Origin of the sequence: Neobacillus phoenicis (assembly GCF_047302305.1) — a bacterium.
Classification (GTDB): Bacteria; Bacillota; Bacilli; order Bacillales; family Cytobacillaceae; genus Neobacillus.
Genome location: NZ_CP154847.1, coordinates 4,939,117 through 4,962,788, shown reverse-complemented (window position 1 = coordinate 4,962,788; position 23,672 = coordinate 4,939,117). Strand labels below are relative to the sequence as shown.

21 protein-coding genes, 1 pseudogene and 1 riboswitch are annotated in these 23,672 nt (G+C 39.8%); of the genes and pseudogenes, 20 read left to right on the top strand and 2 right to left on the bottom strand.

Annotated features, from left to right (window positions below):
• The first annotated feature begins 144 nt into the window (after positions 1–144).
• The 7 genes from AA0X95_RS25330 to recQ all read left to right on the top strand — a co-directional run bounded on the left by AA0X95_RS25330 (position 145) and on the right by recQ (position 9,233).
• Positions 145–1,290 carry an acyl-CoA dehydrogenase family protein gene (locus tag AA0X95_RS25330; RefSeq protein ID WP_413303057.1) on the top strand — a complete coding sequence of 382 codons (1,146 nt, stop codon included), beginning with the start codon at positions 145–147 and terminating at the stop codon, positions 1,288–1,290.
• A gap of 20 nt (positions 1,291–1,310) precedes the next feature.
• Positions 1,311–2,468 carry a thiolase family protein gene (locus AA0X95_RS25325; RefSeq protein ID WP_413303054.1) on the top strand — a complete coding sequence of 386 codons (1,158 nt, stop codon included), beginning with the start codon at positions 1,311–1,313 and terminating at the stop codon, positions 2,466–2,468.
• A 394-nt stretch (positions 2,469–2,862) separates the two neighbouring features.
• Positions 2,863–4,437: a fatty acid--CoA ligase gene (locus AA0X95_RS25320; RefSeq protein WP_413303051.1), complete on the top strand. Its 1,575-nt coding sequence runs from the start codon at positions 2,863–2,865 to the stop codon at positions 4,435–4,437.
• Between the two features lie 18 nt (positions 4,438–4,455).
• The gene (locus AA0X95_RS25315; RefSeq protein ID WP_413303048.1) at positions 4,456–5,550 is read left to right on the top strand and encodes a CaiB/BaiF CoA transferase family protein; all 1,095 of its coding nucleotides are present in this window, start codon (positions 4,456–4,458) and stop codon (positions 5,548–5,550) included.
• A gap of 123 nt (positions 5,551–5,673) precedes the next feature.
• Entirely contained in the window at positions 5,674–6,075 is a 402-nt protein-coding gene (locus tag AA0X95_RS25310; protein ID WP_413310253.1) for a MerR family transcriptional regulator, read from the top strand.
• On the top strand, positions 6,062–6,979 hold the full coding sequence (locus AA0X95_RS25305) for a DMT family transporter (RefSeq protein WP_413303046.1): 918 nt from the start codon (positions 6,062–6,064) through the stop codon (positions 6,977–6,979). The genes AA0X95_RS25310 and AA0X95_RS25305 overlap by 14 nt, the downstream gene beginning before the upstream one ends.
• Before the next feature lie 124 nt (positions 6,980–7,103).
• On the top strand, positions 7,104–9,233 hold the full coding sequence (gene recQ, locus AA0X95_RS25300) for a DNA helicase RecQ (protein WP_413303044.1): 2,130 nt from the start codon (positions 7,104–7,106) through the stop codon (positions 9,231–9,233).
• Between the two features lie 180 nt (positions 9,234–9,413).
• Here recQ and AA0X95_RS25295 read toward each other — a convergent pair whose 3' ends face one another.
• Positions 9,414–10,202, bottom strand: a complete 789-nt coding sequence (locus AA0X95_RS25295) for a formate/nitrite transporter family protein (RefSeq protein ID WP_413303042.1) — start codon at positions 10,200–10,202, stop codon at positions 9,414–9,416.
• Between the two features lie 228 nt (positions 10,203–10,430).
• Here AA0X95_RS25295 and yfkAB point away from each other — a divergent pair, with 228 nt between their 5' ends.
• Positions 10,431–11,552 carry a radical SAM/CxCxxxxC motif protein YfkAB gene (yfkAB, locus tag AA0X95_RS25290; RefSeq protein WP_413303040.1) on the top strand — a complete coding sequence of 374 codons (1,122 nt, stop codon included), beginning with the start codon at positions 10,431–10,433 and terminating at the stop codon, positions 11,550–11,552.
• 207 nt (positions 11,553–11,759) lie between these two features.
• On the top strand, positions 11,760–11,960 hold the full coding sequence (locus tag AA0X95_RS25285) for a cold-shock protein (RefSeq protein WP_007083691.1): 201 nt from the start codon (positions 11,760–11,762) through the stop codon (positions 11,958–11,960).
• 291 nt (positions 11,961–12,251) lie between these two features.
• Here AA0X95_RS25285 and AA0X95_RS25280 read toward each other — a convergent pair whose 3' ends face one another.
• Positions 12,252–13,466 (bottom strand): MFS transporter, encoded by a 1,215-nt coding sequence (locus tag AA0X95_RS25280; RefSeq protein ID WP_413303037.1) that lies wholly within the window; start codon positions 13,464–13,466, stop codon positions 12,252–12,254.
• A 231-nt stretch (positions 13,467–13,697) separates the two neighbouring features.
• Positions 13,698–13,806, top strand: a riboswitch (SAM riboswitch).
• Positions 13,807–13,935: 129 nt separating this feature from the next.
• Between AA0X95_RS25280 and AA0X95_RS25275 the strand changes: the two genes are divergently transcribed.
• The 11 genes and pseudogenes from AA0X95_RS25275 to AA0X95_RS25225 all read left to right on the top strand — a co-directional run bounded on the left by AA0X95_RS25275 (position 13,936) and on the right by AA0X95_RS25225 (position 23,534).
• Positions 13,936–15,045 carry a sugar ABC transporter substrate-binding protein gene (locus AA0X95_RS25275; RefSeq protein WP_413303035.1) on the top strand — a complete coding sequence of 370 codons (1,110 nt, stop codon included), beginning with the start codon at positions 13,936–13,938 and terminating at the stop codon, positions 15,043–15,045.
• A 72-nt stretch (positions 15,046–15,117) separates the two neighbouring features.
• Positions 15,118–15,627, top strand: a pseudogene (locus AA0X95_RS25270) (ATP-binding cassette domain-containing protein); the annotation flags it as partial.
• Between the two features lie 141 nt (positions 15,628–15,768).
• A complete protein-coding gene (locus tag AA0X95_RS25265) occupies positions 15,769–16,620 on the top strand; it encodes an ATP-binding cassette domain-containing protein (protein WP_413310251.1) in 852 nt (283 codons plus the stop codon).
• 1 nt (position 16,621) lies between these two features.
• Positions 16,622–17,623 (top strand): ABC transporter permease, encoded by a 1,002-nt coding sequence (locus tag AA0X95_RS25260; protein WP_413303033.1) that lies wholly within the window; start codon positions 16,622–16,624, stop codon positions 17,621–17,623.
• Between the two features lie 179 nt (positions 17,624–17,802).
• Positions 17,803–18,552, top strand: coding sequence for an alpha/beta hydrolase (locus AA0X95_RS25255; protein ID WP_413303031.1), 750 nt, complete (start codon positions 17,803–17,805; stop codon positions 18,550–18,552).
• A 202-nt stretch (positions 18,553–18,754) separates the two neighbouring features.
• Entirely contained in the window at positions 18,755–18,985 is a 231-nt protein-coding gene (locus AA0X95_RS25250) for a hypothetical protein (protein ID WP_413303029.1), read from the top strand.
• Positions 18,986–19,197: 212 nt separating this feature from the next.
• Positions 19,198–19,722, top strand: coding sequence for a PadR family transcriptional regulator (locus tag AA0X95_RS25245; protein WP_413303027.1), 525 nt, complete (start codon positions 19,198–19,200; stop codon positions 19,720–19,722).
• A gap of 4 nt (positions 19,723–19,726) precedes the next feature.
• Positions 19,727–21,457, top strand: a complete 1,731-nt coding sequence (locus AA0X95_RS25240; RefSeq protein WP_413303026.1) for a DHA2 family efflux MFS transporter permease subunit — start codon at positions 19,727–19,729, stop codon at positions 21,455–21,457.
• 410 nt (positions 21,458–21,867) lie between these two features.
• Entirely contained in the window at positions 21,868–22,206 is a 339-nt protein-coding gene (locus tag AA0X95_RS25235) for a YrdB family protein (RefSeq protein ID WP_413303023.1), read from the top strand.
• Positions 22,207–22,314: 108 nt separating this feature from the next.
• Positions 22,315–23,076 carry a threonine/serine exporter family protein gene (locus tag AA0X95_RS25230; RefSeq protein ID WP_413303021.1) on the top strand — a complete coding sequence of 254 codons (762 nt, stop codon included), beginning with the start codon at positions 22,315–22,317 and terminating at the stop codon, positions 23,074–23,076.
• A gap of 17 nt (positions 23,077–23,093) precedes the next feature.
• The gene (locus AA0X95_RS25225; protein ID WP_413310248.1) at positions 23,094–23,534 is read left to right on the top strand and encodes a threonine/serine exporter family protein; all 441 of its coding nucleotides are present in this window, start codon (positions 23,094–23,096) and stop codon (positions 23,532–23,534) included.
• Positions 23,535–23,672 lie beyond the last annotated feature (138 nt).

Below are 23,672 nucleotides of genomic sequence, written 5' to 3'. Positions count from 1 at the left end.
ATTTTGTGTAGATAAATGATAAAAGTGTGTAGATAAACTTCAAAAACGTGTAGATATAATCAAAAAACGTGTAGAAATAAATGAAAAGCGAAGAATGGTGTAAATGAAGGTAAGCGTTCTCATAATGAAAGTGAGGTTTTTAAAATGAAACATCCATATTTAACCGATGATCATGAAATATTTCGTCAATCATTAAGAAAGTTTTTAGAAAAAGAAGCATATCCCTTTTATGAGCAATGGGAAGAAGACCGGATGATTCCTCGTTCCTTTTGGAAGAAGATGGGAGAGCAGGGGTTTCTTTGTCCAGATATTGACGAGAAATATGGCGGCAGTGAGGTAGATTGGGGCTTTGCGGTAGTCATTAATGAAGATTTGGAACGGGTAGGCTCCGGGTTAATTGGAATTGGTCTCCACAACGATATCGTGGTTCCGTACATTACGGCATATGGTACAGAGGAGCAAAAGCAGCGCTGGCTCCCTAAATGTGTCACCGGCGAAATTATTACCGCTATTGCGATGACAGAGCCAGGAACAGGGTCAGACCTAGCCAATATAAAAACAACTGCCAAGCTTGATGGGGACCACTATATTGTCAATGGACAAAAGACGTTCATTACAAATGGGATCCAATCAGACCTTGTTGTTGTTGCTGTGAAGACGGATACACAGGCCGTTCCAAAGCATAAAGGAGTCAGCCTCCTTGTGATTGAACGGGATGCACCGGGGTTCACAAGAGGAAGAAAGTTAAATAAAGTCGGCCTCCATTGTCAGGATACAGCGGAATTAATCTTTGAGGATTGCCGTGTACCGAAGGAAAACCTTATCGGTGAGGAAGGCAAAGGATTCCTCTATCTTATGGAAAAACTTCAACAGGAACGTCTTCTTGTTGCGATTGGAGCGCAAACCGCATCGGAAGTTATGCTAAAGACGACCATGGACTATGTAAAAAGCCGCGAAGCTTTCGGAAGACCTGTCAGCCAGTTCCAAAATACCCAGTTTAAAATGGTTGAAATGGCTACAGAGATTGAGATGGGCAGAGCTTTCCTGGATCAATTAATTTCGGAGCATATTGAAGGAAAAAACGTCGTGACTAAGGTGTCGATGGCAAAATGGAAGCTTACCGATATCGCGAAACGGATTGCCTCGGAATGTATGCAGCTGCATGGCGGCTATGGATATATGGAAGAATACGAGATTGCAAGAAGGTTCCGGGATATTCAAGTGTCCAGCATTTATGCCGGCACGAATGAGATTATGAAAACCATTATTGCAAAAAATCTAGGATTATAGAAAGCGAGGCAGAAAAAGATATGAGAGAAGTTGTGATTGTAGAAGGTGTGCGTACGCCAGTAGGAAGAAGAAATGGACTACTGAAGGATATTCGTCCGGATGACCTAGCGGGGTTAACATTGAAGGAGCTTGTGAACAGGGCAGGAATTGACCCTGCGATAATTGATGATGTCATTTTAGGCTGTGTGACTCAGGCGGGGGAACAGGCAGGAGATATTGCAAGAGTTGCCGCGTTGATTGCCGGCTTTCCAATCGAGGTACCAGGGACAACGATTGACCGTCAATGTGGTTCGAGTCAGCAAGCTGTCCACTTTGCCGCTCAAGCTATCCTGGCCGGTGATATGGATGTGGTGGTTGCTGGTGGTGTAGAAAGCATGTCCCGGGTTCCGATGGGCTCCAACTATAAAGGGGCGGAGGAACCGTTTAGTCCTACGTTACGCTCTAAATACGAAATGATCCATCAGGGGTTATCGGCAGAGAGGATTGCTGAACAATATGGATTTACTCGTGAGGAGCTCGACCGATTCTCGCTTGAGAGCCACCAAAAGGCATTAAAAGCACAGGAGGAAGGATATTTTGCAAGAGAGATTTTTCCGCTTGAAGTGACTCTTCCGGATGGAACGACGACAGTGGTCAAGGATGATTCTGGTCCTCGAAAAGGGACCTCAATGGATGCATTAGCAGGATTGCGGACTTCTTTTAAAGAAGATGGCGTCATCCATGCGGGGAACTCAAGCCAAATTAGTGATGGAGCAGCCGCTTTGTTGTTGATGTCTCGTGAAAAAGCGGAAGAGTTGGGATTAAAGCCGCGCTTCCGTGTTCACACTCGTGTGGTGGTGGGCTCTGATCCAACATTAATGCTGACAGGACCGATTCCGGCTACACAGAAAGCACTTGAGAAATCGGGCTTATCAATTGATGATATTGATGTTTTTGAGGTTAATGAGGCCTTCGCTCCAGTACCACTAGCATGGTTGAGAGATACGGGTGCGGATCCTGCTAAGCTCAATCCAAATGGAGGTGCGATTGCTCTCGGCCATCCACTAGGCGGCAGCGGTGCCCGTTTGATGGTTACGATGATGCACGAATTGGAGCGAAGCGGCGGCCGTTACGGCTTGCAAACGATGTGCGAAGGCCATGGCATGGCTAACGCTACGATTATTGAGAGATTGGATTAAAAATTTGGCAGGAATCTGGGATTCGCTCATAAACTAGTTAAATTCGCTCATATAACATTAGGATTCGCTCATAAATCTAAAAAATCGCTCATACTCTCATAAAATTCGCTCATTGAATCCTTCGCGATGAAAGGATTCGCCGATAGATGTGTGAAATTCGCTGATAGACAGGTAGGATTCGCCGATAGAATGCAAAATGAAATAGATTCGCGAATAAAGTGGCTACATTCGCGAATAAAATACGAAAATTCGCGAATAAAATCTCAAGATTCGCGAATAAAAGCCAAAAATCCGCGAATAAGAAGCATTGGAAAATATAAATTCCTGCAAAAAACATAAAAAAGGCAATCGGTCCACACTGATTGCCTGCCAATCTATTAATGGAGGCGGTTAAATGAGTACGACAATCGGAAAAATCTTTGATTTGACGGTAAAAAAGTTCCCAAATAAGGAAGCAATCTATGATGTCAGGAAAAATACTCGCTACACTTACAAAGACTGGAATGAACAGGTCAACCGACTAGCTAATGCACTCATAAACGAAGGAGTGCAAAAGGGAGATCGTGTTTCCACATTCCTTTTTAATACCGAAGAACTTGCAACCACGTTTATCGCTTGTGCAAAAATTGGTGCAGTGTTCAATCCAATTAACTTCCGGTTAATGCCTGAAGAAGTGGCGTATATTTTATCAGATGCCACCCCAAAAGTTGTTCTTTTTGAAAAAGCATTAGAACCTGTTATAGCCGCTATCGAAAACCGCTTCCCACAAAGTGCCTTCTGGTTTATTGATGAAGACACACCTGCCTATGCAGCCAGCTACCAAGAAAAACTCACCAATAGCTCAACACAAGAGATCCGCAGAGAAGTAAATGAAAATGACCTGTACGCCATTATGTATACAAGTGGGACAACCGGTCGGCCTAAGGGTGTCCTCCACCGCCACAGGAATATGGTCGAACAAAGCTTACTAGTCATCGGTGCAACAAAATACGAAGCGACAGATGTGGGACTTGTGACCGCACCCATGTTTCATTGCGCAGAGCTCCATTGTGCCATCCTGCCAAGGATTCATGTAGGATCCCGAAATGTGGTCTTGCACCAATTCAATCCAAAGAAAGTATTAGAGCTAATTGAACAGGAAAAGATTACAAAGTTCTTCGCGGCACCGACCATGTGGAACATGCTTTTACAGGAGGACTTAACTCAATATGATATTTCTAGTCTAAAACTAGGTCTGTATGGCGCCGCCCCAATGGCTCCGTCCCTTGTTCATGCTTGCCATGACCGCTTGGGGATTGCCCTTGTCCAAGCCTATGGGATGACAGAAATGGGTCCAGCCATTACGTTCCTTTCAGAAACAGACCAACTGACTAAAGCTGGTTCTGCCGGACAGGCTTGTCTCAATCATGATATCCGTATTGTCCGTACTAGAGAAGACGGTCCTTCCGATCCGGATGATGTAGTCCCAGCAGGAGAAACAGGGGAAATCATTGTTCAAGGACCGTGTATGATGTCCGGTTATTTCAATCGGGAGGAAGCAACTGAAAAGGCTATGTTTAAAGGTTGGTACCATTCCGGGGATATCGGCTATTTAGATGAGGATGGCTATCTTTGGGTGAACGATCGTGTAGACGATATGATCATCAGCGGAGGGGAGAATATCTATCCACGGGAGGTAGAAGATCTTCTGCATGCCCATGCCGGTGTTCTTGATGTGGCAATTGTTGGCCAGCCTGATGATCGTTGGGGGGAAACAGTTACAGCATTTGTTGTAAAAAAAGACCCAGCCATAACGGACCAAGAACTCGATGACTATTGTAAAAACAGTGATAAACTTGCAAATTATAAGCGCCCACGAAAATACGTATTTTGTGACGCACTCCCACGTAATGCCAGCGGAAAAATTCAAAAATTTGTGCTACGTAAGCAGTTGGAGGAGCTATTTGCCCCAGGCTCGAAAAATTCGTAAGAAGAAAGGGTCCAAATTATGCTAGAAGGAATCAAAGTCATTGATTTTACTAACTATCTACCAGGGCCATATGCCACTTTACGGCTAGCCGAACTAGGTGCTGAAATCATCAAAGTGGAGCCGCCGGAAGGAGATCCAGCGCGAAATACTGGACTATCCAAACAGGGGACAGGGCTTGTTTTTCTTGCGAATAACCGGCAAAAGAAAAGCATCACTTTGAATTTGAAGGAGAAGGACGACTTAGAGACGGCACTAAATTTAATTGCCCATGCAGATGTCCTTCTCGAAAGCTTTAGACCGGGTGTGATGGAGAAACTTGGCCTCGGTTATGAGGCAGTTCAAAAGGTGAAGCCTGATATTGTGTATTGCTCCATTTCGGGTTATGGGCAAAACGGTCTGCTGAGTAAGCTCGGAAACCACGATCTTAATTATATGGCGTTAAGCGGTATATTGGCTCAGTTGAAGGATCAACAGGGCAAACCAGTTCACCCATCCATTACAATTGCAGATTATCTAGGGGGATTTGCAGCGAATGAACGAATCCTCGCAGGACTTGTCTCACGCTTCCTAACAGGAAAGGGAAGCTATCATTCTATTTCCATTACGGATCAGCTTGTATCGCTACTTGGTAATCATGTAATGGTAGAAAAAGAAACGGGCGAGGCGGGCGGTATTAACGTTCTAAACGGCAGCATAATTTCGTATGCTTTATACGAAACACAGGACGGAAGGTATATGAGTATTGGGGCATTGGAGCCGAAATTTTGGGAGAATTTTTGTCTAGCCCACGGACGAGAAGAATGGATCAAAGCCCATTTTACTAAAACGGAAGACTCTAACACGATTTTTCAAGAAATCACCACTCTTTTTAAAAGTAAACCCTTTAATGAGTGGATTGAGTTTGCGCAAAAAGTAGATTGCTGTATGGCTCCCGTGTTGGAAGTAGGCGAACTGAACGAGCATCCGTATTTTAAAGAAAAAGAATTGATATTCTCCTCCTCCTGGGGAGATTGTCAGGTGAAGATGCATAGTGATATAGATCAGGAGACAATTTCTCCACCTCCTACAAAAGGTCAACACAAAGAACACATATTAAATAATCTTTTTGTGTAAAAGAGTCAAAGACTGTCTTGTTATTTTAAGACAGTTTTTTTTTATTAATAAAATTTTCCATTTTTCTGTTGACTTAGAGCTAACTCTAAGTTGTAGCATGTGTATAGGAGGTGTTGAAGTATGATATACAGTATATCGGAAGTAGCCGAGCAAACAGGGTTTACGGCGCATACGTTACGATACTATGAAAAAATTGGTCTTTTGTCTTCACCAACAAGGCTTGGTGGAAAAAGGCTGTATACCGCAGGGGAAATTCGATTGCTGCAATTCATGAAGGTTCTTAAAAATACAGGAATGTCTCTAGAAGATATTCAAGAGTTCTTGATAGATGGATGCCTTTTAGAAAATAAGGACTCAGAGCAGGACAGAAGTGCGAAAGTACTAAAACGAAAGAATATTTTAGAAAAACATTTGCTGACATTGGAGCAACAAAAAAGAGAATTGGAAATGGTCATTCAACTAACAGAAGAGAAGCTAGCAACCTATCAAGACATGCTGGAGGAGGACTCCAATGAAAAATGGTAAAGTGGCAGGAATGTTAGTTGGGTTTGTGTTGGTGACGGGTGCCACCTTCAATCTTGCTAAATACGCTGTTCACTATTTTTCTGCAGCAAGCGCGGCAGGATGGAGGTTTGGGATTGCGGCCCTAGTTATGTTTGGCCTTTTAATGATTCAAAAGAAAGTAAAATGGGAAACGATTCGCCGGCATGGTATCACTTATACAATACTAGGGATCGTTGGGATCTTTGGATTTAACACATTCTTCTTTTTTGGAATGAATCATACTTCCCCGTTGAATGGTGCTTTAATTATGGGGACTAACCCCCTTGTTACGACAATCATGGCCCATTTTATCTTAAAAATACCAATCACCAAGAAGCAAACCTTGGGAATTCTTTTTGCCCTTCTAGGTGTAACCCTAGTATTGACCAGAGGGTCTTGGGAAGCCATTCAAACTCTTTCTTTTTCCAAGGGAGACTTTCTTATTTTGGCAGGGAATGTGTGCTGGGCACTCTATGGGGTGTTAGGTAGGAAGTATTTAAAGACTAGTTCTTCCCTTGAAACAACCACTTATACGATGATAATCGGTGCCATTAGTTTGATCATTTTAGCATTCTTTTCTCCAAGTGTTAATACAGAAACAAATGTCCCGCTTATAGCCTGGGGAGCCATTTTATTTATGGCCATTTTCACAAGTGTGTTGGGCTATCTTTGGTGGAATCAGGCAATGGAAATGATAGGACCAGCTAATACAGCCGTATTCTTTAATTTAGTACCTGTCGTAACTATGCTAATATCAGTTGCCACAGGAACACCGGTTACCATTGTGCAAGTAATCGGCACCGTCATGGTGATTTCAGGGGTACTGATCTCTTCTGGTTTTCTGAACTTTGGAAAGGTGTATAAAGTGATAACAAGGTCTCTTTAAAAAGAGATCTTTTTTTGTATGAACTTCCAGGAATTGTTGCAAAACCTTTTTCAAAAAGCAGTATAATAGAGACATGATGATTTTCAGCTAAGAGATACAATCCAAATTGAGAGGAGGAACCCCTTTGTTTGAAAAAGCATTGCCGTTACTTGAAACGCATTTTGGTTACAGCTCCTTCCGAACGGGACAAGAGCAGGCCATTCAATCCGTGTTACATGGACAGAATACTATTTGTGTCATGCCCACGGGCGGCGGTAAATCGATTTGCTATCAAATCCCTGCGCTTGTCCTACCAGGAACCACGCTTGTCATTTCCCCATTAATCTCTTTAATGAAGGACCAAGTAGATGCCCTCATTCAAGTCGGTATTTCAGCCACATTTATTAATAGTTCTTTAACCTTTAGTGAGGCAAGTGAACGAATTCGCGAGGCAAAGCAAGGGAAATACAAACTGCTGTACATTGCACCAGAAAGATTAGAATCCCAAGATTTTATCGAGGACTTACGAGAAATGGACATCCCGTTAGTAGCCGTGGACGAAGCCCACTGTATTTCACAATGGGGACATGATTTTCGCCCTAGCTACCGCCATATTCAACGGATGCTTAATCACCTATCCCAAAGCCCAACAGTATTGGCATTAACAGCAACTGCAACGCCGAGAGTTCGTGAGGATATTTGCCGTCTCTTAAATATTGATGAAAAAAATACGATTATTACAGGATTTGAACGGACAAATCTATCTTTCGCCGTTATTAAAGGTCAAGATAGACAAAAGTATCTATTTGATTATCTGAAAAAGAATGAGAAAGAAGCAGGAATCATTTATGCTGCGACCCGAAAAAATGTGGACCAACTATATGAAAAACTTAAGAGGGAAAATATCAATGTTGCTCGCTACCATGCAGGGATGGGAGATGTGGAGCGAATCCAAGAGCAAGAGCGATTTTTAGAGGATAAAGCGACAGTTATGGTCGCTACCTCAGCTTTCGGGATGGGAATCGACAAGTCTAATATACGTTTCGTGGTTCACTATCAAATGCCGAAAAATATGGAGAGTTATTATCAGGAAGCAGGCCGTGCTGGACGTGATGGACTGGAGAGTGAATGTGTACTGTTGTATTCGCCACAGGATGTGCAGGTCCAACGATTTCTTATCGATCAATCTAGTGATAGAACCCGCATGACACAAGAGTTGGACAAGCTTCAGCAAATGGTGGACTACTGCCACACGGAAGATTGTCTACAGGAATTTATATTAAAATATTTTGGTGAAACAGAGACCGAGCACTGTGGTCGATGTGGGAATTGCTTGGATACCAGAACAAGTATCGATGTAACCAAAGAAGCGCAAATGGTGATGTCCTGTGTAATTCGGATGGGGCAACGATTTGGGAAGAACATCACAGCACAGGTACTAACAGGATCAAAAAATAAAAAGGTAACAGAAATGGGTTTTAATCATCTGCCCACCTTTGGAATTATGAAGGAGAAGAGCTCTAAAGACGTTAGTGATTTTATTGAATTCTTGATTTCTCAAGAATTAATTGCCATCGAACAAGGCCAATTTCCGACCTTATTTGTTTCTCTCAAAGGAAAGGAAATCTTGTTAGGAAAGCAACAGGTTTACCGCAGAGAAACCGTGCAGGTTAAACAAGTCTCTAAGAATGATCCATTGTTCGAAGAATTACGAGAGGTTCGGAAACAAATTGCTGAAAGGGAAAAAGTCCCACCATTTGTGATTTTCTCGGATGCGGCTTTGAAGGATATGTGTGTCAAACTACCGAAGACGAACGAGGAGTTTTTACAGGTTAGTGGTGTAGGTGAACTGAAGCTCCAAAAATACGGACTTGAGTTTATTCAGTCCATACGCGCATTTGTAGAAAGCAACCCAGAATATCAAAGTGAGCAGGTATCCGAAGAGAAAAAACCGAAGAAGACAGCAAAAAAGGCTGTCACCGATTCACACTTGGAGACGTTAAAATTACATCAAAGCGATCATTCAATCCAGGAAATCGCCGAGAAGCGTGATTTAGCCATCAGCACGGTTGAGAGTCATTTAATTCAATGCGCACAGCAAGGATTAGAGGTCGATTTTTCAAAACATATCCCAGCTGAATACATTCAGCTTTTAGAAAAAGCAGTGGAAGAAGCAGGGCGTGATCGTCTAAAACCTATTAAGGAACTCCTTCCAGAAGACGTTAGCTACTTTATGATTAAAGCCTATGTATATTTTTTAAGTAAAAATAAATAAAGTGTAACGTTATAGTTGTTAGAAAATTTTAAAAATTGTCGATATATCACCGGAATTTGTTGTTATTTCCCCGGTAATTTGTCGATATTGCCTAATTATTGGATAAGATGATAGCATTCGACAATGTTACTACCTGTATAATAGGAAAAGGCTGACTCAAGAACGGAGTCAGCCTTTCTCTTATTCCTTATACTCATCTAAAAACGGTTTATTTACGTAATAGTACATCATTGCCATAAATACAGCTCCACCAATCAAATTGCCGATGGTAACAGGAACAAGGTTGTGAATCACACCACCCCATGAAATTGTTCCTGGGTGATGTAATACTAAGGCAATAGCGAAGGTACACATATTAGCAATACTGTGCTCATATCCGGAAATAAAGAAACAAAAGACAAACAGCATCATGGCGAACATCTTTGGTCCATCTCCTTTTAATCCCATTGGAAGGAAAAAGGCCATACAAACAAGCCAGTTACAAAGGATTGCCCGGAAAAACAACTCTGTTGTTGGGACTTGCATTTTAACTTCCACGACATGAAGGAGAAAACCATTTACTGATGAGCTAGCATAAAGGCCAGTGGTGAAAATAATAAAAGCAAAGACAGCAGCACCTAAGATATTTCCTGCATAACTGCAAACCCATAGCTTTAGTACTTCTATCCAAGTCATTTTCTTACGGAGTGCAGCGTATGTGTAATAGAACGTATTTCCTGTAAATAGATCCCCACCGCCATAAGCAATTAATATAATTGCTGCTCCGAAAGTAAGAGCTGCCATGGGGTAGGCAAATGGTGAGTCAACTACATAGAAGAAATTACCGGTCTTAAACGCAACGATGACCCCAAAACCAATAAACATACTGGCAAGCATTGAGCGTAAAATATATCGAAGGATGCTTTGGCGAAATATTTTAATCTTTTTTAAGGCTAATTTTTCTGCTTCATGCAAAGGTTGCATTTCCATTTCCACTACCACCATTCACAATTCGTATACTATCCTTGATTTTTCAATAATCATGGAACAAATATGTATTATACGGTAATCAATACATTTACCCAACGGAAAATAGGAAATTGCCATAGAATATTCTTAATTTACGTTCATATGATTTTGTAACTAATATGAATAGCAACTTGGCTATAAGATGCGCTATAATAAGGTTTTTCCTACTTCAAAAATAAAGGAGTTTGTATGAAGACATTAAAAAAAATCACACCCCAATTCGATCCTTGGGAAGCTTATTTAGATGTAGCGCAATACGGGAAATCTCTACTTACCAATATCGAATTTACGACAACCACTCTATGTAACATGCGCTGCGAGCATTGTGCTGTAGGGTACACCCTCCAAACAAAGGATCCGTTAGCACTTCCAATTGAACTTATTTTACAAAGGTTAGAGGAAATTCCACAATTGCGTTCGCTAAGTATAACAGGGGGAGAACCAATGCTTTCCCATAGCTCTGTCAGTAATTATGTACTACCCATTTTAAAGTATGCCCATGAGCGCGGAGTTCGAACACAAATGAATTCGAACCTAACTCTTGATTTAAATCGGTATGAAGAAATTATTCCGTATTTGGATGTATTACATATATCACATAATTGGGGAACGGTGGACGATTTTGTAGAAGGCGGCTTTGCAAGAATGGAGAGGAAGCCTGAGTATAGCCAGCGAGAAAAATATTTTACGAGAATGATAGAAAATAGCAGGGAACTTGTACAAGCAGGAGTAATGGTTTCGGCGGAAACCATGTTAAATAAGCGGACACTTCCTCATTTGGAACGAATTCACCGTCAAATCGTAGATGAAATGCTTTGTCAAAGACATGAAGTGCATCCTATGTATCCGAGTGATTTCGCCAGTAACCTTGAAACTTTATCATTGAATGAAATTAGAAACGCAATTCATCATTTGCTGGACATAAGGGATGAAAATGTATGGATGCTGTTTGGAACGCTGCCATTTTATGCGTGCAGCAATAAACAGGAAGATTTGGACCTATTAAAACGGCTTTATCAGAGTAAAAATGTAACGGTTAGAAATGATCCAGATGGTCGTTCCCGCTTGAATGTGAATATATTTAACGGCGATATCATTGTAACGGATTTCGGAGATACGCCTCCTTTAGGAAATATCCAAATAACCACACTGGAAGAGGCCTATCAATCATGGCAAAACACAGGAATAGCGAAGGAATTAAGCTGTCATTGCCCAGCTGTTTCATGCTTAGGTCCTAATATTTTGGTCAAGAATAGCTATTATCAGGATCTTGATTTTACTAAGTTGCAAGCCAATATAGCGAAAAATTAAGCTCTGTCCGTGGGCGGTAAAACATGAGGTTAAAAGGACGCTCATTATTGTCTTCTTGCAAATACTTATGTAAAATGTTATACTCATTAAGAATTATTTTTGTTCGGTGTAAAGGATAGTATAAGATAAACTTTTCGTCTTGATGATCACTGAGTGCAAGGATAGTACCATAATGTGTGCAAAAGCACACAGCAGGAGGAAACACACATGGAACAAGGTAAAGTAAAATGGTTTAACGCAGAAAAAGGTTTTGGATTCATCGAACGCGAAGCTGGAGACGATGTATTCGTTCACTTCTCAGCAATCCAAAGCGAAGGTTTCAAATCATTAGACGAAGGTCAAGCTGTTACTTTTGAAGTAGAACAAGGTCAACGTGGACCACAAGCTACTAACGTTCGTAAAGCTTAATAACATTGTCGATATAGACAGGCTCTATTTTAGAGTCTGTTTTTTTTATGCAAATGCTGTGTTAAAGGTTACTGTTGTTTTTATAGACAATGTTGATTGGAGCGGAAATCAACATCCAAGATTAACACAGCCTATGCAAAAAAAAACAAAACAAAAACCCCACTCATGAATGAGTAGGGCACACAAATGAAACAGTAATTCAAATGGTAGAGTTATTGTATCATATATTTTGGAAATAACCTAATTTATTTCTACAAAGGTTTTGGTAACTTTTGTATATTGAATAAGTTATTAAGCTGTATGTTTTACAAGTTTCGGATGTCGGAGCAATGATACGAGCAAAATCAGTCCACTCATAATTAATAAGACACTGGTGCTAATGAAAACGGCGGAAAAGCCGAAATAGCCAGAAAGAAAGCCCCCCAACATGGGCCCAATGATGTTACCGAGAAATCTTAGACTATTGTTATAGCCCAGGACCTCGCCTTGCATGGTAATCGGAGCTTCCTGGCGGATATAAGCAATCCTGACAGGAATGATTCCGCCGATGGTCACACCTAAGGCAATACGGATGATGACAAGCTGCCAAAGACTTGTCACGATCGCTCCTGGTAAATAAACTAACCCTGCTAAAAATAGAAGGATGACTAATATTTTGATATAACCATATTTATCTGCAATCTTTCCCCAGTTCCGTGACATGAGTAAGTTGCCTATTCCTGCTGCGGAAAAAGCAATCCCTGAATAAAAAGCAACATTGTTTGGCCCATGTAAATCACTTACAAATAACGACAGGATTGGTTGAATGCTGAAATGGGCGATTTGTACAAGGGATGAAATAAGTAATACGGTTAATAAAACAGGATTTCGTAGGATGTGTTTGATAACCTCTTTACTGGAATAGTGTGATTTGGTGCCCTTTGTTGGTTCTATCAGAAATTCCTTCGTTGCGATAACAAGAATCCCAGAGATGAATATGGAAATAGAAGTCCATTTAAAGGTGGTCGCATAGCCGAGGGTATCGGCTAAAATTCCTCCAAGCATGGGGCCTAACAACGAGCCCGTAATACTTCCTGTTTGTAATGTCCCTAGGACACGACCAGCAATCTCTTTTGGTGTTTGCGTGGAGATGAATGCCTGTGACATAGGGATAAAACCTGAGAAAAAGCCCATTAAAAACCGTAGTAAGAGTAGCTGCCAGACTGAATGAACAAATCCCATTAAAAAGATAGATACAGCCATCCCTAATCCACAAATGATAAGTATCTTTTTCCGACCATAGCGATCTCCAATCTTCCCCCAAACCGGTGAAAAAAGAAAGGCAGAAACAAAGGTGATCCCAAAAGTAATGCCCGACCAATGCTGGACATATTTCTCAGAAAAGTCTCCAAACGTTTCAATATACAGCGAAATAAACGGCATGACCATCGTCATACTACCGGCAACGAAGAAGTTGGCAAACCACATAATTAGTAAATTACGCTTTGCGCTTTCCTGCTTATTCATGGAAGATAACACTTCTTTCTGCAATTTATTTCGGTTTCCTAAATATAATCATACCGAAATTTCATAGGAGAATAAAGCAATAACTGGTTTTAGTTTTAATAACAGTTTTCCCCATTCTGTTCAATGTGATTAAAAAGGAGTTATTACTTTATTAAAAATATTTAAAATACTATTGACAACTTGTTGATGTGAGTTTAAATTTAGTTTATTACTTTAAATCAATAATACGTTCTCTTATCAAGAGTGGCAGAGGGACTGGCCCGATGACGCCCAGCAACCGTTCCAAAAAAGGAATTGGTGCTAAATCCTGCAAAACATCTAATGTTTTGAGAGATAAGAGAGGAGTAGTCCAACATATGTGATGAAACCTCTCTTTTCTGGAGAGGTTTTTTATTTTTTCAAAAAAGAAAACTTCTCCAATGGGAATAGTTTATTTTGGTAAGAAAGACAAAAAGGGGGAGCTTTTATCATGAAAAAAAATATTTTCAAAAGTGCGCTTGTTTCTGCATTAGCTGCAAGCCTGCTACTCACGGGGTGTGCTTCAGGGGGAGAAACGAAGAAAGCAAGCGGAAATAAAAATGTATCACTTGAAGGCGTACCAGAACAATTTAAGGGCGATCAATTGAAAATTAAGGTCATTCGAAAAATTGGCGGTGATGACCACACTGCTCAATTCTTAGCAGGAGCAAAAGAAGAGGGAGAAGCTTTAGGATTGCAAGTGGATGTGTTTACTGCGAACGGTGATACAGCAAAATTCCATGATGCTATAAATCAGGCGTTAGATCAGGATTATGATGGATTCATAATTTCACATGGTGATGATGATGCGACGGTGAACGATGTAAAGAAGATCGTTGAAAAAGGAAAAAGCGTGGTTACATTTGACTCTAATCCAAAGTTGGCTGAAGTGGAGGGAGTAACACTTACATCACAGGATGACGAAGCATTGGCAACTTTAGCACTGGATCAGCTTGTAAAGGATACGAAAGGCAAAGCCAATATTGCATACCTTTGGGTTGACGGTTTTCCGCCAATGGTTAGACGAAACAAAGTGTACCAAGATGTACTTTCAAAAAATCCTGGAATTAAAGAAGTGGAACGTTTCGGTGTAGCTGCTGCAGATACCAGTGTTCAAACACAAAACGCCGTAGCTGCTATGTTAAATAAATATCCAAAAGGAAAGTTGGATGCCATCTTTGCTACTTGGGATGCCTTTGCTATTGGTGCGGCACGAGCTCTAAAAGAGGCGGGCCGTGAAGAAATAAAAATTTATGGTATTGATGTTTCAAATGCGGACCTTCAAGAGATTCAAAGAAAAGGTAGTGCTTGGAAATACACAGCAGCCGTAGATCCTAAACTAATTGGTGCGGTGGATTTGAGATTGCTTGCTAAAAAACTAGCAGGTGAAGAAACACCACAAACCTATGATTTACAGGCTTCTCTAGTTTCACAAGACAATCTTCAAAAGTCTAAGGATCCTGTTAACATGGTTAATCTATCAAAAATTATTTCAGGATGGGGCCAATCAGATGCATTCGAAGAAGATTGGATGAAAACATTAAAAAAATATAATAAATAATTAATGGGTACTATAAGCACTCTCTTTTTCACTTGATTAAGAGAGTGTTTGCTTGATAGGGGGAACAATTTCATGCAGTCAACATTGGAAATGAAAACTATAACGATTGAATTTCCAGGGGTGAAAGCTTTAAATCAGGTTCATTTTTCAACAAAGACGGGAACGATTCAGGCATTGATTGGAGCAAATGGTGCAGGGAAATCAACTCTAATGAAAGTCCTCTCAGGGGCTTATAATCATTATACCGGTGAGATTGTGCTAGACGGGAAATCTTTGAACATTCGATCACCAAAAGATGCCCAGGATGCGGGCATACAGATTGTCTATCAAGAAGTCGATACCGCACTTATTCCTAATTTAACGGTTGCCGAAAATATCATGTTGATGGACACGGTTCATCAAATGGGAAAAAAGCAGTGGATGAACTGGAAGACTCTTCATCAAAAAGCAGCACAAATCCTGGCTGATATGAATATTTCACTTTCTACGAAAAAGCTTGTGAGTGAACTTTCTCTAGCAGAAAAGCAAATGATTCTCATTGCTAGAGCTGTCTCGAATCGGTGTAAGTATCTGATTCTAGATGAACCAACTGCACCCTTAAGCCATACTGAAACGACCGAGCTTTTTCGGATTGCCCGCGAATTAAAGAGACAAAATGTCGGGATTATTTTTATTTCTCACCGCCTGCCAGAGATTTTTGAAATCTGCGATGAAATTACAGTCATGAGAAATGGAGAATTCGTTGTAAAAGAGAATATTTCAGAGACAACACAGAATCAAGTGGTGGAGCACATGCTGGGCCAAAAACTGGAGGAACAGTTTCCGAAAAAAAATACGAGAATTGGAACCACAGTACTTGAAGTGAAGGGACTTTCAGATAGAAGTAAAATAAAAGATTTACATTTACATGTGAAATCCGGAGAAATCGTTGGAGTAGCTGGGCTAGTCGGTGCTGGAAAAACCGAGCTGTGCAAGGCGCTTTTTGGTTCTGAAAAATTAACTGGAGGAGAAGTCCTTCTTAATGGTGTTAAACTAACTTTGAATAGCCCATATGATGCGGTGAAAAATGGCATGGCATTAGTGCCTGAAGAACGCAGGAAGGAAGGAATTCTTGTCCTTGAATCAGTGGAATCCAATTTGACAGCGGCTAATCTGGGCAGTTTTACAAACGTATTTAGCTTTTTAAATAGAAAGAAAGAAAAGGAAACAGCCAAGCAGCTGATTAGCCGGCTTGGAATTAAAACACCTTCTGAAGAAACGAAGGTTCAGAATCTATCTGGAGGAAATCAGCAGAAGGTCGCAATAGGAAAGTGGCTGGTATCTGAGGCCGATGTCTATATTTTTGATGAACCAACCAAAGGCGTGGATGTTGGTGCAAAAAAAGATATTTTTGAACTAATCACGGAATTGGCAAGCAGAGGTAAATCGATTATTTACGCTTCTTCTGAACTATCAGAGATTATGGGAATTACGGATCGAGTCTACATTCTCTATGATGGACAATCAATAAAGGAGTTAGAGACGAACCGAACAAACGAGGAAGAACTTTTATTTTATTCCACAGGGGGCAGATAAAATGGAGACAAATATTACAGCAAAGAATCAGACCCCAACAAAAAAAGCATTTGAACTTTTTCAATTTTTTTATAAATACGGGACCATTATCACGATTCTTGCACTTATCATTATTTTTTCAGTAGCAAATCCTACCTTTATTCAGGGCAGTAATATTGTCAATATCCTCCGGTCGATTTCGATTGTGACGATTATTGCTATTGGTATTACCATTTCATTATCTGTAGATGGATTCGATTTATCAGTAGGCTCGGTAGCTTCGTTATCGAATGCCATCGTCATTTCTATGTTTGTTTGGTTTTCTCAAAATACCGTAATAGCGATTATCTCTGCAATTGGTGCCTCATTAATTGTAGGCGCTTTGAACTCATTCATGATTGTAAAGTTACGAATTCCAGACATGCTAATGACGTTAGCAACGATGTTTATTATTCAAGGGACAGCACTTACTTATACAAAAGGCGCAACTGTTTCCCAAAACATGGTGATGCCTGATGGATCTATGGCAACGGGATTAATCAGTCCATTTTTTGCAAAAATTGGTGCGGTGCCATGGATTATTATCATCATGGCTATAACCGTGATTCTTGTGCATATCTTTCTGACTTATACCAAGCATGGTCGTTACATGTATGTGATTGGCGGAAACAAAGAGGCTGCAAGACTTTCAGGGATCCCTGTCAATAAATATAAAGTAGCGGCTTATTTACTCTCTGCTTTGTTTGCATCAATCGGCGGAATTGTTCTGGCATCTAGGGTTATGACCTCAGAAATTAACTCCGGGGCACCATACCTCATGGATTCAGTTGCTGCAGCCTTTATCGGATTTTCAGTTCTTGGTGCCGGTAAACCGAATGCATTTGGTACCTTTATCGGAGCTGTATTAATTGGTATTCTGCAAAATGGCCTTGTCATGATGTCTGTACCGTATTATGCCATGGATATTGTAAAAGGAACGGTTCTAGCGTTTGCCTTAGCTATTACTTATTACAAACAGAAATAAAATAATAGACACCTATTCACATTGTGGATAGGTTATTTTTTTATGATCAAGGATATCAACAAATAATGTAGTTTTTATTAACAATATCCACTAGAAAATCACTTATTCACAGGCAGGTAATTATTTAATGGAAGCGAATACATCTTAAGTGAGGAAAATAATGTGATGGAGGGAAAAGTATGACCAGCAAATATCCAATATTAGAAGGTGCAGAACCGTTTTACTTTGAGGGAAGCAATGTTGGAATTTTAGTATCACATGGGTTTACAGGTAGCACCCAAAGTATGCGGCCACTAGGAGAGGCATACGCGAAAGCTGGGTACACGGTATGTGGACCGCGGCTCAAAGGTCATGGAACACACTATGAAGAAATGGAACAAACCACCTATCAGGATTGGATTTCTTCTATTGAAGAAGGATTCCTATGGTTAAAAGAACGCTGCGATACGATTTTTGTCACCGGGCTTTCGATGGGGGGAACTTTGACTCTTTATATGGCTGAAAAGTATCCTGAGATTCAAGCGATTATTCCAATTAACGCAGCTGTGGATATTCCAGAAATGGCACCTGTCCGGCAGTTAGAAGGGGTAAGGTTTTTAGATGCGATTGGGTCTGATATTAAAAAAGCAGATGTGAAGGAATTAGCTTATGAAAAGACTCCTGTTCAATCAATTAAGGAAATCCTAACGTTTATGGAGCAGGTAAAAGCAGACCTTCATAAAATTACTTGTCCAGCATTGATTTTTGTATCGGAAGAGGATCATGTCGTGCCGCCTAATAATTCACAGATGATATATGATAGCATTCGATCTTCAATAAAAGAGATTCATCATATGAAGGAGAGCTATCATGTTGCGACACTTGATAACGACCAAGCGTTTATTATAGAAGAAACATTAAACTTCATAAAAAAAATCAGTGAAAAGTAGACGTAGATGCCTTCTACATTGACTTTCTCGCTTATTTATTAGTGAAAAGTAGAAGTAGGAGCCATCTACATCGACATTCTCGGTAATTTTTATGTAAAAAGTAGACGTAGGAATCTACTACATCGACATTCTTGCTTCCTAAGGAGACATTTTTTTGTCTTCTTTTTTTATTATATGGAACAATAAAGTAAGGAGGGATGTTATGGAACACTGCGATGCGTTTTTGAGAAGTAAGAATTGGCTTGATAATGATTTAGATTCCAGGTACATAAATGTGAATCATCCTTACGCTATCTTAATATCAGAGGATGAGGGGCAGATTACGCTAAGAGGTAATACAGGATTTGATAATGGTCAAAATGGGGAGGAGATATATAGTTTTACCTCTTTGGGAGAACTGCAGGAGTGGTTTGAAAACAATATTGGAGAGTGAGCTCGCGCTGAAATCGATGGTAAATTTACCATCGGTTTTTTATTTTTTGTCATGCATGAAGATGGATGGTTCGGCTAGGGACGGTTACGGGTCAGCAGCTGCAACTTAAGTGCCTATTTTTAAATAAATTGATAAAAATACCCAATTTTTATATTGACATCGTTTATATTAACAATGATAATATAAACATAAATAATATGAGGTGATTCAAAATGAACATACAAGACGTAATCCTAGGCTTTTTATATGACGAGCCAATGAGCGGCTATGATATAAAGCAAATGATGGAGAACTCCATTTCTTACTTTTTCGATGCTTCCTTCGGGGCAATCTATCCAGCACTAAGAAAAATGGAAAAAGAAGGGCTAGTGGAAAAACAAATCATCCAGCAAGACGGTAAGCCAAACAAAAACCTATTTGTAATCACAGAAAGTGGAAAGGAACAATTTCAAACGTATCTAAACAGCCCGATCAACCCCACTGTGACAAGATCAGATATCCTGATCCGCATCTTTTTCGGACGATTTACCACAAAAGAAAAGGTAATGGAATGGCTGCTAGAAGAAAGAGGAAAGAACCAAGAGATGTACGATAATTTAACTAGAATTGCTAATTTGTATCCAAACATGGAACCCAATAAAAGATTTACCTTAGAGTTTGGAATCCGACAGGCAGAAATGATTTTGGGAATGGTCGACGAAGAACTAAAAAAGTTAAATGATAGAAAAGGGGACTAACATAATGAAGGATACTGGTGGAATGAAGGTCGTATTTCTTATGTGTTTAGGAATGTTTGTCTGTATGCTAGATTCAACGATTATGAATATTACACTTCCTGCCATTCAGGATAGTCTGTATACCTCATTGGAAACAAGCTCATGGATGTTGAATGTTTACACTATGACCATTGCCGTTTTAGCGATTCCATTGGCAAGGTTCGCTGAAATGTTTGGCAGGAATAAATTTTATATAGTGGGTTTATTTGTTTTTGGATTTGGCTCTGCACTTTGTGGTTTAGCAACCACTGGAGATTTCTTAATCGCAGCACGGTTTATTCAAAGCTTTGGGGCTGCGATTCTAATTCCATGCTGCATGGTGATAGGTATTGCTGCCATGCCGTTGGAAAAAAGAACGCTGCCGTTAACCTTACTAGGTGCCACACAGGGGTTAGCTACGGCACTTGGACCAACGGTTGGAGGAATTATTACAGAAAAGCTTAACTGGCATTGGGTTTTTTATGTGAATGTACCTATTTGTTTGTTGGCCATTGGTGGTGCGTTCCTCATCCTAACAATTAAAAAAGAAAGTCGTGTCAAGTCAAAGATTGACTGGTTTGGATTACTCTTCTCTGTTTCAGCCATTTTCCCTTTGAACCTTGTGTTGATTAAGGGAAATACATGGGGATGGGACAGCGCACAAGCACTGGGTTGCTATGTCATAACGGTCGTTTCTATCGTCCTATTCATCATTGCAGAGAAAAAGTCTAAAGCTCCAATGGTTAACTTAAATCTTTTTAAAGACCGGCTGTTTACCGGCTCGGTTGTAACAGTGACAACTGGTTTTATCTTCCTTATCGGTGTAATGGTCCTACTACCTCAATTCTTAACAAACTTCCAGCATAAGACAGAGCTTCAAGCCGCATTACTTGTTACTCCTGTATCCGCCGCCATCTTTGTATTTTCTCAAATTGCAGGTTTACTAACGAAAAAAATTGGATTCACGATACCGGTCATGTTTGGATTTGGTATGATGGGCATCGCTTACTACTTGTTACACAACCTAAATATTCATAGTACATCAGGCGAAATTATTTTACTGTGCAGTTTGCTAGGATTTGGTTTTAGCTTTGTCATTTCTTCAGCTACGATTGCGAGTACATCCTCTTTTGAAGGCGAAATGCTGACAGCTTCGCAAAGTGTATTTTCGATGTTAAGACAGGTTGGAGTGGTTTTAGCTGTAGCGATCTTTGTTGCAGGTCTTACTACGACTATTCATGATAAGAAACAGGATGTTGTAAATTTTGCTGCCCAAAAATTAGAAAAACTTGATGTACCTCAGTCTGCAAAAGAGAAAATTTTTAGCGAAACAAAAAAATCAATTACTGCTGAACAGCAAAATCATAATGTGAATCAAGTGATTATCTCCAAAGCTGAACGTCAACAGTTAATCAATTCAAATGTAGAAAAGGCGCTTTCCTCCATCCCAGAAAAACACAGAGCAGAAGCTAAAGAAATGGTTTATAAGCAAGTGGAAAAGCAGGTAGATGAGGAAATTGACCATAAAGGAAAATTAGTTAAGACATTTGGGGTACAGGTGGGTGACTATGCTCTTAAAACCATATCATCAAGCTTTGCTGACCTATATAAAACAAGTATTCCGTTTGTTCTCATCTGTAGCCTAATAGGATTTATATTTAGGGATAAAAGGAGAACAAATAAAGTTTCCAGTGTGCAACTTCAAATTACTGATTAAGGGAATAAAGTCCTATGAACCTGCGTTGTTGAAATGACGCAGGTTTTTCTTAATTATCGAAATACATTTAATTGTATAATTTTTCTAAAAAATATGGTGGTTTTTGTAGTAATATATAACGCCAGCAATTATAATGGCCTTAAAGGTAACCAAATACTCCTTGAAGTACAAATCATTGGAATTACTGATACATATGATGCGATGACATCGGATAGGATTTATAGAAAAGAAATGGATCCTGCACTAGCGATAACAGAATTAAAGAAATTGTCCGCCTTATTACCAAGTGTCTATTGTTGAATCATTTGAAAAAGTATTAATTATGGACGAGAAACTCCAAGTAAAAGACTTAAAACAAGTTCCAAGCTAATAAGGGACTTGTTTTTATTTGAATTAAAGGTGGGTGTTAAATGGAAGCGTTAAAAGCAATTAATCTAGGAGTTCGATTTTTATTAGAAGTAATGGTACTCGTAATTCTTGGCTATTGGGGATTCCATGTAACCCAAAGTTCTTTGATAAAAATCGTATTTGGAATCGGAACGCCGCTACTAGTAGCCGTCATTTGGGGAATGTTCGGTGCACCTAAGGCTCCTTACACATTAACTGGATTGCCTTTCTGGTTGTTAGAAATAGTGATTTTTGGATTACCTGTAGTTGTCTTATTTTTATTAGAAATGCAAACGATGGCCTGCCTTTATGGGGGAATGGCAGTAATCAATCTCATCTTGATGAAAGTGTGGAATCAATAATGATGGTAAACAGCTCCGTGGCTGTTTGTTTTTTTGGGCTAATAATTGATTCATATCATAATTTTGATTAAACTAAGTAACAAATGTAAAGATAATGTGGTGAGTATAATGGAGAACCAAGTGGATGGAACCTATGATATTATGGAGGTCTGCTTACTTGCAGGAAAAATCATACTCCAAAGCGGTGGAGAGACGTATCGAGTGGAAGATACAATGATGCGCATAGCCGCAGCCTTTGGAATTCAAACGACACATAGCTATGTGACCCCAACTGGAATCATATTTTCAGCTGAAGGTACAGAACCAACTAAAACGAAGCTCATTCGAATTTCAGAGCGGTCCACGGATTTAAAAAAGGTGGCCATGGTTAATAGCATTTCTAGAAGTATAAGCAGTGGTGAAATGAATATAAATGAAGCATTAAAGGAATTAAAAGAAATTGACTCCTTAGATGTGACTTTTCCCTTTAAGTATCAGGTGGCAGCTGCTTCATTAGCTAGCGGCTGCTTTATGATTATGTTTAATGGCGGGTGGAATGATTTTCTTCCATCAATGGTCTCAGGAGGCTTTGGCTATCTAAGTTTTGTTTACTTTCATCGTTTTGTTCCAATTAAGTTTTTCTCGGAATTTTTAGCCTCGTTTGTAATTGGCTTATTATCTGTATTATTTGTCAAAGTGGGATTAGGAGATCAATTAGATAAAATTATTATTGGCTCTGTTATGACGTTAGTGCCAGGCCTATTAGTAACCAATGCAATTAGAGATTTAATGGCAGGGCATTTAGTATCTGGTTTATCCAAAGGGGCAGAAGCATTTCTAACAGCATTTGCCATTGGAGCTGGCATTGCCGTTGTGTTATCGTTTTTATAAAGGTGGCTTAAATGAATTTGGAAATTCTAGGTCAGTTAATAACAAGTTTTTTAGCAACAGGAGCCTTTGGCATCCTTTTTAATGCACCAAAAGAAACTTTGGTTAAATGTGGATTGATTGGAATGGGTGGCTGGTTAATTTACTATCTTCTCGAAAGATATTCAAATGATGCCATTTTTGCTACATTAGCTGCTACGATTTTTATTGCGGTTCTGAGTCAGGAATTAGCTAAGTTCTATAAAACTCCAGTCATTATTTTTAGTGTGGCAGGGATTATCCCTTTAGTACCAGGGGGTCTAGCCTATGATGCCATGCGGAACTTTGTGGAGAATGACTACAATGCAGCATTAGGCTCTGCAGCAAAAGTATTGATGCTTGCAGGAGCCATTGCCTTTGGCTTAGTGTTTTCTGAAGTGATTAATCAGGTTATTCGAAAAATTAACCAAAGCAGATTATGAATATTTTTATAATCCCCCTTAGTCTTATAAACTGAGGGGACTTTCTTAAGGGGAAGTTAAGATATAATAAGTATGATGATTTGGAAAAGCGTTTCCTTTATCCCTTTAGTATTATTTGGTATTGTTTTATGTAGTAGT